This is a genomic window from Deinococcus sp. QL22 (assembly GCF_023370075.1).
Lineage (GTDB): Bacteria > Deinococcota > Deinococci > Deinococcales > Deinococcaceae > Deinococcus.
In genome coordinates this window covers 195,368-209,449 of the sequence record NZ_CP097154.1, presented here as the reverse complement: position 1 = coordinate 209,449, position 14,082 = coordinate 195,368, and the positions used below count along the sequence as shown (strand labels likewise).

14 protein-coding genes and 1 pseudogene are annotated in these 14,082 nt (G+C 61.3%); 5 read left to right on the top strand and 10 right to left on the bottom strand.

The window, feature by feature from the left end; translation table 11 throughout:
* Window positions 1–51: 51 nt before the first annotated feature.
* From M1R55_RS27455 to M1R55_RS27440, 4 genes are all read right to left on the bottom strand, one after another.
* Complete coding sequence (locus tag M1R55_RS27455; protein ID WP_249396187.1) at window positions 52–915, bottom strand: metal ABC transporter permease; 864 nt, start codon at window positions 913–915, stop codon at window positions 52–54.
* Entirely contained in the window at window positions 915–1,787 is an 873-nt protein-coding gene (locus M1R55_RS27450; protein WP_249396186.1) for a metal ABC transporter ATP-binding protein, read from the bottom strand. Before M1R55_RS27450 ends, M1R55_RS27455 begins: the two co-directional genes overlap by 1 nt.
* The gene (locus M1R55_RS27445) at window positions 1,784–2,566 is read right to left on the bottom strand and encodes a metal ABC transporter substrate-binding protein (RefSeq protein ID WP_371827324.1); all 783 of its coding nucleotides are present in this window, start codon (window positions 2,564–2,566) and stop codon (window positions 1,784–1,786) included. The genes M1R55_RS27450 and M1R55_RS27445 overlap by 4 nt, the downstream gene beginning before the upstream one ends.
* A 331-nt stretch (window positions 2,567–2,897) precedes the next feature.
* Window positions 2,898–3,212: a hypothetical protein gene (locus tag M1R55_RS27440; RefSeq protein ID WP_249396184.1), complete on the bottom strand. Its 315-nt coding sequence runs from the start codon at window positions 3,210–3,212 to the stop codon at window positions 2,898–2,900.
* 164 nt (window positions 3,213–3,376) lie between these two features.
* On the opposite strand from M1R55_RS27440, the gene M1R55_RS27435 reads away from it, so the two are divergent.
* Both M1R55_RS27435 and M1R55_RS27430 read left to right on the top strand, forming a co-directional pair.
* The gene (locus M1R55_RS27435; RefSeq protein ID WP_249396183.1) at window positions 3,377–3,724 is read left to right on the top strand and encodes a helix-turn-helix transcriptional regulator; all 348 of its coding nucleotides are present in this window, start codon (window positions 3,377–3,379) and stop codon (window positions 3,722–3,724) included.
* Window positions 3,721–4,236 (top strand): annotated as a pseudogene (locus tag M1R55_RS27430) (SRPBCC domain-containing protein). Before M1R55_RS27435 ends, M1R55_RS27430 begins: the two are co-directional and overlap by 4 nt.
* A 113-nt stretch (window positions 4,237–4,349) precedes the next feature.
* On the opposite strand, the gene paaZ reads toward M1R55_RS27430, so the two are convergent.
* The 5 genes from paaZ to paaA form a co-directional block, all read right to left on the bottom strand.
* On the bottom strand, window positions 4,350–6,407 hold the full coding sequence (gene paaZ / locus M1R55_RS27425; RefSeq protein WP_249396182.1) for a phenylacetic acid degradation bifunctional protein PaaZ: 2,058 nt from the start codon (window positions 6,405–6,407) through the stop codon (window positions 4,350–4,352).
* Between the two features lie 83 nt (window positions 6,408–6,490).
* Window positions 6,491–6,982, bottom strand: coding sequence for a 1,2-phenylacetyl-CoA epoxidase subunit PaaD (gene paaD, locus M1R55_RS27420; RefSeq protein ID WP_249396181.1), 492 nt, complete (start codon window positions 6,980–6,982; stop codon window positions 6,491–6,493).
* On the bottom strand, window positions 6,982–7,773 hold the full coding sequence (gene paaC / locus M1R55_RS27415) for a 1,2-phenylacetyl-CoA epoxidase subunit PaaC (protein ID WP_249396180.1): 792 nt from the start codon (window positions 7,771–7,773) through the stop codon (window positions 6,982–6,984). Before paaC ends, paaD begins: the two co-directional genes overlap by 1 nt.
* A complete protein-coding gene (locus tag M1R55_RS27410) occupies window positions 7,766–8,308 on the bottom strand; it encodes a phenylacetic acid degradation protein (protein ID WP_249396179.1) in 543 nt (180 codons plus the stop codon). The genes paaC and M1R55_RS27410 overlap by 8 nt, the downstream gene beginning before the upstream one ends.
* Window positions 8,305–9,294: a 1,2-phenylacetyl-CoA epoxidase subunit PaaA gene (gene paaA, locus M1R55_RS27405; protein WP_249396178.1), complete on the bottom strand. Its 990-nt coding sequence runs from the start codon at window positions 9,292–9,294 to the stop codon at window positions 8,305–8,307. The genes M1R55_RS27410 and paaA overlap by 4 nt, the downstream gene beginning before the upstream one ends.
* A gap of 197 nt (window positions 9,295–9,491) precedes the next feature.
* On the opposite strand from paaA, the gene M1R55_RS27400 reads away from it, so the two are divergent.
* Window positions 9,492–10,883 carry an MATE family efflux transporter gene (locus M1R55_RS27400; RefSeq protein WP_249396177.1) on the top strand — a complete coding sequence of 464 codons (1,392 nt, stop codon included), beginning with the start codon at window positions 9,492–9,494 and terminating at the stop codon, window positions 10,881–10,883.
* Here the strand turns inward: M1R55_RS27400 and M1R55_RS27395 are convergent.
* Window positions 10,880–11,506, bottom strand: coding sequence for a hypothetical protein (locus M1R55_RS27395; protein ID WP_249396176.1), 627 nt, complete (start codon window positions 11,504–11,506; stop codon window positions 10,880–10,882). The genes M1R55_RS27400 and M1R55_RS27395 overlap by 4 nt on opposite strands.
* Before the next feature lie 334 nt (window positions 11,507–11,840).
* Between M1R55_RS27395 and M1R55_RS27390 the strand changes: the two genes are divergently transcribed.
* Window positions 11,841–12,596: a DeoR/GlpR family DNA-binding transcription regulator gene (locus M1R55_RS27390; protein ID WP_249396361.1), complete on the top strand. Its 756-nt coding sequence runs from the start codon at window positions 11,841–11,843 to the stop codon at window positions 12,594–12,596.
* Window positions 12,597–12,750: 154 nt separating this feature from the next.
* Window positions 12,751–14,076, top strand: a complete 1,326-nt coding sequence (locus M1R55_RS27385; RefSeq protein ID WP_249396175.1) for an ABC transporter substrate-binding protein — start codon at window positions 12,751–12,753, stop codon at window positions 14,074–14,076.
* Window positions 14,077–14,082 lie beyond the last annotated feature (6 nt).

Sequence of the window (14,082 nt, the reverse complement as noted above, 5' to 3'; positions counted from 1 at the left end):
CAGGCCACCGCAAAGGCCTGAGCTTTATTCCTGACCATCAAACGTATCTTCTTATGTGGCGCTCTGATCGCGTACCCGCTGACGTGCCAACGCTAACTGCCCGTGCTTGGGAGCAAACAGAAAGGCGGCGGCAAAAAACAGGCTCTGCATCAGCACAATGCATGCGCCGGTCGCACCATCCAAAAAGTAGCTAAAATAGGTTCCCAAGAGGCTGGACAGCACGCCGCAGCCCACCGCGATCCAGATCATGCGGTTAAATTTGTCGGTGAGCAGATAGGCGGTAGCTCCCGGCGTAATGAGCATGGCGACCACCAGAATCACGCCCACGGTTTGCAGCGCCGTCACGATGGTCAGGGCCAGAATGGTCAGCAGCGCGTAATGCAAAAACGTGGTATTCAGGCCGATAGAGCGGGCGTGCGTCGGGTCAAAGACGAACAGCATCAGGTCTTTTCGCAGCACCATGATGGAAACGAGCGCGATGACGCCCACGATGATGGTCTGAATGACATCGGTATCGCGGATGCCCAGCACGTCGCCAAACAGGATATGACTGAGGTGCACGTCGCTGGGCACTTTGGAGAGCAGCAGCAATCCCAGCGCAAACAGCCCGGTAAAGACCACGCCGATCACGGTGTCTTCCTTGACGCGAGAACGTGACTGAATAAAGCCGATGGCTGTAACGCTGCCCAGCCCGAAGATGAACGCGCCCACGATGAACGGCACGCCCACCAGATAGGCCAGCACCACGCCCGGCAGCACGGCGTGAGACACGGCGTCGCCCATCAGCGACCAGCCTTTCAGGGTCACGAAGCACGACAGCACGGCGCACACCGCCCCCACCAACGCACTGATGCCCAGCGCCCGCAGCATAAAGTCGTATTGCAAGGGGGCCAGTAGTGTGGTTAAAATTTCCATCAGTTGGGCCCAGTGTTGGTTGAACTAGGGTTGGTTGATTTGGCATTGTTAGCTGTAGGACTTGTGCCCGTTACTACCACGGTTCCGCCCGGCGTCAGCATAGGCAAACCGCCAAACACGCGCCCCAGATTTTCGGGCGTAAAAACTTCCCGCGTGGAGCCACTGGCAAGCACGGTGCGGCCCGCCAACAGCGCCACCGTGTCGCACAGGGCTTCGATGCTGCCCAGGTCATGCGTACTGATCAGTACCGTGTGGCCCTCATTCCGCAAATCGCGCAGCAGGCCCATGATGGTCTCGCTGGTGCTGGCATCCACGCCGCCAAAAGGTTCGTCCAGCAGCAGCAATTTGCCTTCCTGGGCTAGGGCCCGGGCCAGAAAGGCGCGTTTGCGCTGCCCGCCTGACAACTCACCGATTTGCCGCCCCCGGAAATCACTCATGCCCACGCGGTTCAGGCTGTGCGTCACTACATCGCGGTCATGGCGAGACGCACGGCGCAGGCGGCCCATATGCCCGTAGCGGCCCATCATCACCACGTCTTCCACGCTCACCGGAAACGTCCAGTCCACTTCCTCGCTTTGCGGCACATAGGCGATCAGGCCGCCGCGCTGGGCGGCTTGTACCGGCTGACCATGCACCAGCACTTGCCCCTGACGCGTCGGCAAAAACCCCATGATGGTCTTGAACAGAGTGCTTTTGCCCGCGCCGTTCAGACCGATCAGGCCGCAAATGGTGCCTGCATTCAGGTGCAGGGTCACGTCGCGCAGGGCCACTTGCCCGCCCGAATAGGCCACGCTGACACCCTCGACGCTGAGGCTGGGAATGGGCTGGGAGGTAACGGTTCCGGCGGGATGTGGAAGGACAGAAGCCGTCATTTTGCTCCTTTGAGACCACGTAAAATCGTGTCTACATCGTGTTGCAGTAACTTCAGGTAGGTCGGCACCGGGCCGCGTGCATCGCTGAGCGAGTCCACATAGAGCAGGCCGCCGAACTTGGTGTCTGCTTCCCGCGCCACCTGCTCCATCGCGCCGGGCGACACCGTACTTTCGCAGAACACGGTGGGCACTTTCAGCTTGCGAACCGTATCTATCACGCCCTGCACCTGCCGGGGCGTTCCCTGACTCTCGGCATTCACGGGCCACAGGTAGGCCTCGCGTAATCCGTAATCGCGGGTCAGGTAACTAAACGCGCCCTCACAGGTCACGAGGGTGCGCGTGCCCGTCGGCAACGTCGCCAGTTGAGTCTTCAGGGTCTTGTCCAGCACTGCGAGTTTGGCGCTGTACGCTTTGGCGTTGGCATTAAAAGTGGCGGCGTTGTTGGGATCGAGTTTGACCAGAGCGCGGCGGATATTTTCCACGTAGATCAGGCCGTTTCTGGGCGACATCCAAGCGTGTGGGTTGGGTTTGCCCCGGTAAGCGTCGCCTGCAATATTCACGGGTTTGATGTTCTGGGTCAGCGTGATACGCGGCACGCCCTTCAGGTTGCGCTGGAACCGCTCGAACCACAGTTCCAGATTCAGGCCGTTGTCGAAAATCAGGTCAGCCTTGGTGGCCCGCACAAGGTCGCTGGGCGTCGGCTGATACCCGTGAATTTCTGCGCCGGGCTTGGTGATGGACACTACGTTCACCTTGTCGCCCGCCACGTTTTTAACCATGTCCGCCAGAATCGTAAAAGTCGTCAACACAGTTTTTTTGCTGCTGGAGGCAGTCTGAGCTGAAGCGGTTGCTGCTAGAAGGGCCAAACAGATCACAGACCAAGTGGCCAGTTTTGGGGGGAGAGGTCGAATCTCTCTGAACGTAGAACTCATAATTTAGGTTGCCCTAAAATATATGTTTTGTCAAGCTGGAAAGCTTTATTCTCTGGCGGTAAAAGGCCGCTGATAGGCGAAAAACCAGCAAAAAAGCGCCGCTGTCAGGCCGACGCTTGTATCTTGTCTCTGTTGTCAGAAATCTATCTATTCGGGCCACCGTCTTATTTGTGTTAGCTCAGTTGTGCTGACTTGCTTGATACTGCCGCAACCGCTTTTGGGCCATACCGATGACCCATGCCCGCGCAGGCAGGCCCGTGGACTCCCAGCAGTGACACCAGTGCTGCACCTCGTCCAGCATGGCAAATACGGCGGCTTCCCGGTCTGCTATCCCTGCCCGGTCTGCCAGCGCAAACAGGATGGGCAAAAATGGCCGTACACACCGGCCCAATTCGTCTGCCGTCTGGGACGCGGCTCCACCCATACGCGAATCTGCCAACGTCCGCAGTAAGGCGGCGTCCGAATCGGCAGAAACCAGTGGGTGTGGAGTCACTTGTACAGCCTGCCTGAAAAAGCTGAACTGGAACTGTATCTCTCACCGCACATTCAGAATTCATGATGATGCGGATTTTGCCCATAAATTTTCGTGTGATTGAGAGTACGCGTCTTCTGAACACATTCTTAACACGTATTCTGATATAGGAATATGATGGTGGCATGGCCCGGTCACCCACTACCTCTGATGTGTTTAATGCCGTGGCAGAGGTGCAGCGCCGCCAAATTTTGACATTGTTGGCAGAGGGTGAATCCTCTGTCAACGGTATTGCCGCGGCCCTGACTCTCCGTCAACCCGCCGTTTCCAAGCATTTGCGTGTACTGAAGGAAGTGGAGTTGGTGCAGGTGCGGGGCGTGGGCCAACAGCGACTCTATTCGCTCAATGCGGCGGCGCTGCGGCCAATTTATGATTGGGCAGGGACGTTCCAAACCCTCTGGACTGGGCGGCTCGACCGTCTGGACAAGCATCTGGCCGAGTTTATGGCGCAGCGAAAAGGAGAAGACTTATGACGGTACCCACCCACACGGCCCTCCCCGAGCTGACGTTGACCCGCCTGTTCAGCGCGCCCCGCGATCTGGTGTTTCAGGCCTGGACAGACGCAGACCACCTGGCCCGCTGGTGGGGGTCTCCCGGCATTCCCCTGCGCATCGTCAGTGCCGATGTACGCTCCGGCGGACGCTTCCTGTACGAGTAGGCCACACCCGAGGGCATGACCATGCGCGGTCTCCTGACCTTCCACGAACTGGCAGTCCCATCCCGGATCGTGTTCGTCAGTGCTTTTGCCGATGCAGAGGGCCTAATTGTCCGTGCGCCCTTCTCGGAACACTGGCCGCTTCAGATCATGACCACGCTGACTTTGACCGAGGAAAACGAACAGACGCGCCTGACCTTGCAGGGCGCACCGCTGGACGCCACGCCCGAAGAGCAGGCCATGTTCGACGGCTTCCGGGCCAATCTGGAGCAGGGATTCGCGGGCAGTTTCGCCCAACTGGAAGCGCATCTGGCAGCAGTTGCAGGCTGAATAAGTTTGACTTTGAGTCACAAGCTCTGAGCCATGAATTACAAAACAGAACAGCCGGGGCCAATGCGTCCGGCTGTTTTTGCCATTCCCGTTGACCACTACCCATTCAATACTTACTGCCCCCGCGCCACCAAAGTCAGAATGCTATAAGTCGCCACCAGCACGTCATTCTGGTTGGTCACGTCCACATGCCACTTCACCACTCCGGTGGGCGTTTCGCCTTCCCGCGCTTCCTTGGCGGTCTTGCTCTGCACCGTTAGGCGGGCGCGGATGGTGTCGCCAAAGCCTACTGGCTCGGTAAATCGCAGGTTCTCCAGGCCGTAGTTGGCCAGCACTGGCCCCACGCCTGGGTCCACAAACAGGCCCGCCGCCGCACTCAGCACAAAGTAGCCGTGCGCGACTCGTTTGCCGAACAAGCTGTCCTGCGCGGCAATCTCGTCGGTGTGTGCGTAAAATCGGTCTCCCGACAGGCCAGCAAAGGTGCTCACATCGGCCTCGGTGACGGTGCGGCGAGGGGTCAGCAGGCTGTCTCCGACCTTCAATTCCTCAAAATTCTTGCGGAAGGGGTGAACGCTGCTTTCTCGCACCGCCGCGCCGCGAACGTATTCACCTGTGATGGCAGTCATGGTGGTGGGATCGGCTTGCAGGGCCGTGCGTTGGAGGTAGTGCTTAATGGCCCGCAGCCCGCCCAGTTCCTCGCCGCCGCCTGCGCGTCCGGGGCCGCCGTGCTTCAGCTGAGGCAAGGGCGAACCGTGCCCAGTGGATTCTTTGGCGTCGTCGCGATTCAGCACCAGAATGCGCCCGTGTGCCGAGGCCATCCCAAAAAACAGGTCGCGGGCCTCGTCGCGGTCATGCGTCACGATGCTGCCTGCCAGACTGCCGCGCCCCATGCGGGCCAGTTCGGCGGCCATCTCGGTTCCGGTGTAGGGCATCAGCGTTGCCACCGGGCCGAAGGCTTCCAACTCGTGCGCGGCGTGTGCGTTGAGAGGATCGCGGGCCAGCAACAACGCTGGGGCCATGAATGCGCCCGCTTCCCAGTCGCCGCCCAACAGCTCCGGTTGCACCTGACTACCAATCAGCACCTCGGCTTCGGCACTCAGCCGCGCCAGCACGTCCGCCACATCATCTCGCTGCGAGGCTCCGACCAGTGGCCCCATCCGCACATCCTCGCGCGAGGGGTCGCCCATCGTCATTCCGCTGAGGCGTTCGCGGATCGCCGCTGTCACGTCTTCCACCCGGTTTTCGGGCACAATCACGCGGCGAATGGCGGTGCATTTCTGGCCCGCCTTGGAGGTCATTTCGTGTACCACTTCGCGCACGAACAGGCCAAATTCCGGCGCGTCGGGCGTCACCGTTTCGCCCAGGACAATGCAGTTCAGGCTATCGGCCTCGGTATTGAAGGGCACGCCGCGCCGCACGATGTTCGGGTGGATTTTTAGTTTACTGGCCGTGGCCGCCGACCCGGTGAAGGTCACCGTGTCCTGTTCTTCCAGATGGTCAAAAATATCGCCCGTAGAGCCGCAGATCAGTTGCAATGCACCTTCGGGCAAAATGCCGGATTCGTGGATGGCCCGCACCACCGCTTCGGTCACATACGACGTTTGAGAGGCGGGTTTGACGATGGCTGGCACGCCCGCGATCAGGTTGGGCGCGATCTTTTCCAGCATGCCCCACACCGGAAAGTTGAAGGCATTGATGTGCAGGGCCACGCCTTCACGCGGCACCATCACATGACGGCCAAAAAACGTGCCTCCCTTGCCCAGCGGGTTCACGTCGTCCTCTACAAAAAACTTCTGGTCGGGCAGTTCGCGCCGTGCCATGCTGGAATAACTGAACAGAGTGCCGATGCCGCCGTCGATGTCCACCAGATTGTCGCGGCGGGTGGCTCCGGTCAGGTGCGACAGGGCGTTGAATTCGGCCTTGCGCTCGTTGAGGTACACGGCGAGTGCCCGCAGCATCCGCGCCCGCTCATGAAAGGTCGTGCGGCGCAGAGTACGTCCGCCAATGGTGCGCCCGTAGTACAGGGCAGCGCCGAAATCTACGCCCTCAGACGACACGTAGGCCACAGGCCGCCCATAAGAAGCGTCGCGGATTTCCTGCCCGCCGCTGGCTGCGTGCCACTGCCCGGAGATGAACGAGCCGACTTGGATTGGTCTAACAACGGTGGTCATAGCTACTCCTCTTGACAAGATGCTGGGCTGTAAGTCATGGGGTTTTTCCTGCCCTTTGGCCCATGACCTCCAGCCCTGTGGTTTTAAACCGACTTCATCCCCTCGAACGGCTCTCTGCACGCCTGACACACATACATTCTCTTGCACAGGGCCGAACCGAATGAGGCAGTCATGCGCGTGTCGAAGGAGCCGCAGCGGGGGCAGCGCACAGCTTCCGGCTCCAGCGTCATAAACAGGCTGGACTCACCGTTGGGCGCGGGCGGCGCGATACCGTAGGTTTCCAGCTTGGCGCGGGCTTCAGGCGTAATGTCGTCGGTTGTCCACGGCGGGCTGAACACGTTTTCCACCGTCACAGCGTTGGCCCCGGCAGCGGCCAGAGCGTCGGTGATGCTCTGCCGGATCACATGTAGGGCAGGGCAGCCGGAAAAGGTAGGCGTAAAGCGCACGCGGACGCCATTTTTTCCAATGTCTACGCCGCGCACCATCCCCATTTCTACGATATTCACCACCGGGATTTCGGGATCAGCCACGCCGCGTAGGGCGTCCCAGTAGGTTTGAGTCAGCTGGGCGGTCATCACCATACCTGAGATTCAGGGAATTCTCGCGCCACACGCTGAAAATCGGCCAGTAGCGGCGCGAGGTGTTCGGTGTGTTGGTGGCGGCTGTAGGGCAGGGGAGAGCTGGGCGGAATGCTGAGGCCCACGCCTTCCAAATGTCCGCGCACCAGCCCCAGCCAGCGGGTTTTTAGGGCGGCTACATCGGGCAGGAAGCCAGCAGCTAGCGCGTCGGCTTCGGCAGGCAGCGGGTCAAACAGGGCCAAAGCGTAGGGCCAAATCTGGGTTAAAGCGTCCTGCGTGCGCCGCGTGCTCTCCGGCGTGCCCAGCGCGAGGCGTTCCACCCACAGCGCCGTGTGTTGCAAGTGAAATTTCTCTTCCCGCAGGGCTTGGGCGGCGGCCTCGGCCAGCGGCACATACGGACTCTGGCGGGCCGAATCCAGCCACAGCACTTCCCAGGCATCAAAGAGGTACTGGCGAACCATCGTCACGGCCCAGTCGCCTTTGGGCAGCTCGGTCAGCGGGGCATTGCGGAACTCGGCAGGATCACGGTGATAGGCCAGGGCGTCGGCGTTGCTGCCGTCCAGCGTGGCCCGCAGCCCCAGCCACAGCGTCGCGTGACCCAGTTCATCCTGTGCAATGTTCGCCAGTGCAATGTCTTCTTCCAGCAGCGGCGCGTGCCCCGTCCACTCGGCTACCCGGTGCGACAGCGTGATTTCGTCGTCAGCCAGCGCGGTGAAGCGGGCGATCAGGGCTGTTCTGACTGCATCGGATAGAGGCAATGTTGCTTGAGTCAGGGCTGTCTCAGTCATGGTCGCCACCCCGAATGGCCCTATTATGAGCGCTGGCATGTTGGCCCACCACGCCGTAACTGCTCTGCTGTTTGTAGGTTTTGTCTTTGGCAGGCGCAAACCAGCTCTCTACCGTGTCTGCGCTGTCCACGCTGCGAACCAGCGCCGATTCAGGCACCAGCCACCACACCAGCAACTCATTGCCGTACTGGGCACGAGCGGCGTCCAGCGCGGCTTGCGGGTTGCCTGCCTCTAACGTACCCAGGTGGTCGCCCAGCACCATAGAGCGGCGGTTGGTTTTCTTGCCGAATACGTGAAAAGTTCCGCCTTCCCCAGCTTCTACGCCCTTTCCAGCATCCAGCTCCTGCTTGGTTAGCGCGAAAATATGATCGGCGCGGGCCACCCACAGGCTCACGGCCGCCGGACGCCGTGCAAACACGCTGCGGGCTGTGAATAAGGCGTGCTGGCCGTCGCCCGCGTGGACGCTTCCCACCGCCTGATGCACTTTGCCGGGGCCGTCCTGCTTGAATACTTCCCAGCGGGGGAGTTCGCTCACGCTCGCTTGGCTCCGCTCTCCCGCGCGGCGTAGGCGTCCAGCGCGTCACGCACCCAAGCGCCGTCCGTATGCGCCTGCTGACGTGCGCCCAGCCGCTCTTTGTTCAGACCGCGCTCGCCCTTGACGATGGCCCAGAACTCCGTCCAATCAATCGGGCCGTGCTTCCAGTTGCCCTGCTCGTCCTGATGCATGTTGGCGTCTGGAATGGTCAGACCCGCTTCCAGCAACTCTGGCACATGCTCGTTCATGTACTCCTGCCGAACCTCGTCATTGCTCTTGAGTTTTACACCCCACTTTGCCAGCACGCCACTGTTGGGGCTGTCGGCGTCGTGTGGGCCAAGCATCATCAGGCTGGGCCACCACCAGCGGTTCAGGGCGTCCTGCGCCATTTCGCGCTGCTGAGGCGTGCCCTGTGCGTACAGCACGATCATTTCTTTGCCCTGCTTGTGGTGAAACGTTTCCTCGGAGCAGATTCGCACCATGGCCCGCGAGTACGGCCCGTAGCTGCACCCGGCCAGCATGGTCTGGTTTTTAATCGCCGCACCGTCCACCAGCCAGCCGATCATACCCACGTCGGCCCAGCTGTGCGTGGGATAATTGAAGATGCTGCTGTATTTGGCCTTGCCGCTCAGCAGGGCGTCCACCATGTCCTCGCGGGTCGCGCCCAAGGTTTCGGCAGCGTGGTAGAGGTACTGCCCGTGCCCCGCCTCGTCCTGCACCTTCGCCATTAGAATCAGCTTGCGCTTCAGGCTGGGGGCAAAGCTGATCCACTCGCCTTCCGGCAACATTCCCACGACTTCGCTGTGGGCGTGCTGCGAAATCATGCGGATCAGTTGGCGGCGGTATTCGGCAGGCATCCAGTCGCCGGGTTCAATCTTCTCGCCAGCAGCAATCCGGGCCTCGAAGGCGGCCAACTGTTCGGGCGTTTCTAGAGGCAGGGCAGCAGGAACAGGAACGCTGGCTGGAACGGTGTGGATCTGGGTCATGGGCAAACCTCCGGGCAGGGGAAAGGGCGCTTACTCTGGTGACCTCTATTCTAGCAGATCAGGGCTGCCTAACGTTAGTTAGGTTAAGACTAGGGGCGCCCAACTCCTGTCTCGCCGCCTACCACTGCCAGACGCTTCTCCATCAGCTCGGTTGCAGACCACCGTCTTCCTTCCCACTGACCCCTTACACTCCTCTGATGACTTCTGACCGCCCTTCTGCTCCTCAACGTGCATCCAGTTCACCGGGGCAAAATGGCGTGGTAGGTGCAGAAATCCGCGCGCTATTAACGCTGGCCGCCCCCGTGATCGGCTCGCAATTTGCCACCAACGCCCTCGCTTTGGTCGGTACGGCGGTGGTAGGCCGACTGGGGGCAGCGCAACTGGCGGCGGCGGCCTATGCCAGCGCCAGCTATTACCTCGGATTTATCGTGCTGCTGGGCGTGATGTTGTCCGTGGCCCCGCGTGTGGCGGCGGCAGCGGGGGCAGGGGACCCGGTGGGCATCGCCAAGGCCTTCCGTGGTGGGCTGTGGCTGGCAGGCCTACTCTCGGCGGCGTTTTTGCCGATTGCCTTTCTGGCCGCCTGGGGCCTGGAGCAATTGGCCCCGGCAAGCTTACGCGGCGATCTGGCCGGAGATTATCTGCGTCTATACGCGCTGGGAATGCCTGCAACACTGGTGTTTGCAGCCCTGCGCGGCGGTCTGGAAGGCACAGGAAACGCCCGAATCGTCACGCTGGTGGCGGTGGCAGGCGTGGCGCTGGTGGCCGTCCTCAGTCCCGCTCTGGCGTTTGGCTGGGGGCCGCTGCCTGCACTCCAGCTTCGCGGCGCGGCGCTGGGCAGCGCTATCACGTCTTGGGTGCTGGCCCTCACGCTGTTGCCGCTGGCGCTGCGGCGCTTGCCCCGGCCTGTGCTCCCCGCTGGCGCAATCCGCTCAGAGGTGAGCGCGCTGGCCCGCTTGGGCTGGCCCATCGGCCTGACGTTGGGGGCCGAAGGCGGCCTGTTTTCGGTCACGGCCCTGTTGATGGCCCGCTTTGGCCCTGACGCTCTGGCCGCGCACAATGTGGCGCTTCAGGTCATCACCGCTGTCTTTATGCTGCCGCTGGGCCTGGCAACGGCCACCGGAATCCGCGTGGCCCAGGCGCACGGTGCAGGCCAGGTGGCCGCCGCCCGCCGTTCCGGTCTGGTGGGCGCAGGCGTCGCCATCGCTCTGATGGCCGCATTCAGCCTGGCCTATATCTTCGCCCCGCACCTGTTCATCGGCCTGTTCGTCAATCTGCGCGATCCCACCAACGCCGCGCTGATCGCCTCGGCCAGTGCTTTCCTGCTCATCGCCACCCTGTTTCAGATATTTGATGGCCTACAAGTCACGGCCAATGCCGCCCTGCGCGGCCTGCAAGACACGCGCATTCCGCTGCTGATTTCGTTGGCGGCGTATTGGGTCGTGGGCCTCGGCTTCGGCTCGCTGCTGGCGTTTGGGCTGGGCGCCGGCCCACGCGGCCTGTGGTTTGGCCTCACGGCGGGTCTGATCTTTGCAGCGGTGGCCCTGCTCACACGGTTTTTACACCATACGCGGGCCAACAAGGTCCGTTAACGCTTTTCCCTCTCCCACTCCTGTACCCGCCGCCGCGCCTGTGCCTGTGCTGCGTGCCAAAAGGCCAATTCCAGTTCGGCCAACTGCGATGGCAAGGGGTCTGAGATGCGCGGCTGCGGCTGGCGGTAGTCAGTGGCCTCCAGCCGGGCCAGCAATGAAACGTGGGCCGGGCCAGTTTGCTGAAGCTGCTGGGCCGCGTCCAGCACAGTCTGTTCGGATGCACCAGTAGCCGACAAGACCACCGCCGCATAGTGGCGCGACAACTCTTGCAGGTCGGCCACGCTGGGCGCGTAGACCCAAGGCCCGTATTCGCCCAGCAGCACCAGGAATCCAGTCCACTCCCGGCCCATAATTTCGGTCAGCACAGCGGTCAGGGTCTCCCGCCGCGTGCCGGAGGCTCCCGGCGGCAACCAAGGACGCACGCGGCTCAGGTCGGCCAAAATGTGAGGTTCACGGGCCAGTGGTCCGGCCCACCGCTCTGCATCCGAGGGTGAGGACACGTCGTTCAGTTCCACGACATGTGCCAGCCGAGCGCGGGCTGCAGGCGCCAGGCGAACTTGGCGCGGCGCCGCTACACCTAGACTTGCCCAAAGTTGCAAAGAATCAGGGTCAGGAAAAGCCACGCCTCTATTGTGCCGGGTCAAGCCAAGCGGGTGCATCTGCCGATTTCGGTCTATACCATCAAAATCTCTGTGCCGAAAGCAAAATGAAACCTACCCTATCTCTTTTTTCGTAACTACCGGAGACCGGCAGTCCGGAAAGACAAACTGCGAAATCACAGAGAAAGGGCCACAGAAATCAAAATACTTGCTATTTAGTAACATTGTTGGACTTCTTTCCAAGTTTTCATTTCCCTGCATTGCAATTTTGACTGTTGACGACTTCTTCATCTTGTCGTAAGCTCTGAAAGTATCGAAATTCAGAGACCGGTGACAGTACCGGAGGAGGTGAGGCGTGATACAGGCGCGTCGGGGCGAAATTTTGTCGTTGGTGCATCAGCATGGAGAGTTGCCGGTTTCGGAACTTTCAAAACTGCTGGGGGTGTCTGAGGTGACGGTGCGCAGCGACCTGCAAGTGCTGGCCGGAGCAGGACAACTGCGCCGCACGCGAGGTGGGGCCAGATTGCCGCTCGACGTGCGCGGTGAAGCTCCCCTCGAAGAAACCCGCCATCGCCACGCCGACGCCAAACGCCGTATAGGTCGGGCTGCCGCCGCGATGGTGCAAGACGATGAAACCGTGTTTTTGGATGTGGGCAGTAGTACCACCGAAGTCGCCCGTTCTCTGTCGCCCATGCTCCGCAACGTTACCGTCGTTACGCCGGGGCTCAATATCGCGCTGGAACTCGAACGCCTGCCCAACCTGCGTGTGATCGTCACGGGCGGCACGCTGCGGGCCTTGCAGCACAGCCTCGTCAGCCCTTATGCCCTGGAAGTCCTGCGCCACATTCATGCCGATCGGCTGTTTTTGGGTTGCAACGGGGTAGACGCCGTACAGGGCATCACCAACGCCAACCACGAAGAAGCCGAAGTGAAGCGGGCAATGGTGGCCCAGTCGCGTCTGGTGGTGGTGGTGGCCGATCCCAGCAAACTCGGCGTGGTCAGCCGGGCGCACATCGCCCCAGCCAGCCGTGTGACGACCCTGATTACTGCCCGCCACGCCACCGGGCCGCCAGCCGATCTGTTGGCCCTGATTTCCGACGTTCAAATTGTCTGAGGGGCTAAGGGTCTAGGGTGTTGGGGCGATTGAAATGCTGTGTTTCCTGCCATTTCCAAAAACCTTGCCGTAAGCATCTGTTCTTAGTCCCTTAGACGCCGTAAACCGCAATCGCACCTTTAACCCCGCACTATCCCCAGCCCTCGGAGGCCGTATGAAGAAACCGCAATTGAAGATCGCCCTGCTCTCCTTGTCCGCTCTCCTCTTTGCCGGAAGTGCCCTCGCTGCCGACCCCGCCTTCCCTAAAGCGCCTGCTGGCAAGGTCACGCTGGAAGTCTGGTCTTGGGTTCCTGGCCTCGATAAAACGGTGGCGGCCTTTGAGAAGGCCTACCCCAACATCGACGTGAAGGTGACCAACCTCGGCGGCGGCCCCCAGACCTACACCAAGCTGCTGACCACCCTGAAGGCCGGAACGGGCGCGCCCGACGTGGCACAGGTGGAATACGGCTTCGTGCCCTCGTTTGTGGATACGGGCGGGCTGGCCGACCTGAGCACCCTCGGAGCCAACAACTACAAGAAGTACTTCGTGCCCTGGACGTGGGGACAGGTCAGCCCCGACGGAAAAGCCGTGTTCGCCATTCCGCAGGACACTGGCCCCTTTGCCATGGTGTACCGCGACGACGTGATGAAGAAGTACGGTATCGCCGCGCCCAAAACTTGGGCCGAGTACGAGAAAGCTGCCGCCACCATGTACACCAAGAGCGGCGGCAAGGTCAAGATGGGCAACTTCTACACTACCTTCGCCCCCTGGTTCATGGCATTGGCCTGGGCCGACGGCGCACAGTTCTTCAAGCGTGACGGCGACAGCTGGGTTCAGACTCTGAACAACCCCAGCGCCAAAAAAGTGCTGAACTACTGGCACGGCATGATCAAGAAAGGCCACGTGGGAACGTTGCAGGCCTTCACCGCCGACTACTGGAACGCTGCCGGAGCCGGGCAGGTCGCTTCTAACTTTGAAGCAGCGTGGGGGCCAGGTGGCTACGCAGGCAGCATGGGAACCAAGAGCGCGGGCCAGTGGCGCGCCGCCAACATCCCGCAGTGGACGGCCAGCAACACCGTCCGCAGCGGCAACTGGGGCGGAAGCTCCAGCGTGGTCACCGCCCAGAGCAAGAACAAGGAGGCCGCCCTGCTGTTTAGCCTCTGGCTGAACCTCTCGGAAAGCGCCATCAGCCAGAACTGGACGAACGGGGGCCTGTTCCCCGCCAGCGACGCGGGTCTCGACCTCGCCATCCTGAAGGACAAGACCAAAAACCCCAGCAAGTTCTTCGGCGGGCAGGACATCAGCAGCGTGTACGCCCGCGCCAGCCGTGGTGTGAACGTGAACTTCCAGTGGGCACCCTGGTTCCCCTTTGCCAACGACAACTTCAATAAGCAAATGGACTTGATGATCAAGGGCCGCCTGACGCCCAACCAGGCCCTCGACGCCTGGCAGCGCGAAACGCTGGCCGAAGCCAAGAAGCAGGGCTATACCGTTCGCTAAACGCGG

Excerpts from the sequence above, each read along its gene's own strand:
- paaA (WP_249396178.1), bottom strand. The coding sequence starts at position 9,294 with ATGACCCAGATCCACACCGTTCCAGCCAGCGTTCCTGTTCCTGCTGCC.
- M1R55_RS27435 (WP_249396183.1), top strand. The coding sequence starts at position 3,377 with ATGGCCCGGTCACCCACTACCTCTGATGTGTTTAATGCCGTGGCAGAG.
- M1R55_RS27385 (WP_249396175.1), top strand. The coding sequence starts at position 12,751 with ATGAAGAAACCGCAATTGAAGATCGCCCTGCTCTCCTTGTCCGCTCTC.
- M1R55_RS27400 (WP_249396177.1), top strand. The coding sequence starts at position 9,492 with ATGACTTCTGACCGCCCTTCTGCTCCTCAACGTGCATCCAGTTCACCG.
- paaZ (WP_249396182.1), bottom strand. The coding sequence starts at position 6,407 with ATGACCACCGTTGTTAGACCAATCCAAGTCGGCTCGTTCATCTCCGGG.
- M1R55_RS27450 (WP_249396186.1), bottom strand. The coding sequence starts at position 1,787 with ATGACGGCTTCTGTCCTTCCACATCCCGCCGGAACCGTTACCTCCCAG.
- M1R55_RS27445 (WP_371827324.1), bottom strand. The coding sequence starts at position 2,566 with ATGGTTAAAAACGTGGCGGGCGACAAGGTGAACGTAGTGTCCATCACC.
- paaD (WP_249396181.1), bottom strand. The coding sequence starts at position 6,982 with ATGACCGCCCAGCTGACTCAAACCTACTGGGACGCCCTACGCGGCGTG.
- paaC (WP_249396180.1), bottom strand. The coding sequence starts at position 7,773 with ATGACTGAGACAGCCCTGACTCAAGCAACATTGCCTCTATCCGATGCA.
- M1R55_RS27455 (WP_249396187.1), bottom strand. The coding sequence starts at position 915 with ATGGAAATTTTAACCACACTACTGGCCCCCTTGCAATACGACTTTATG.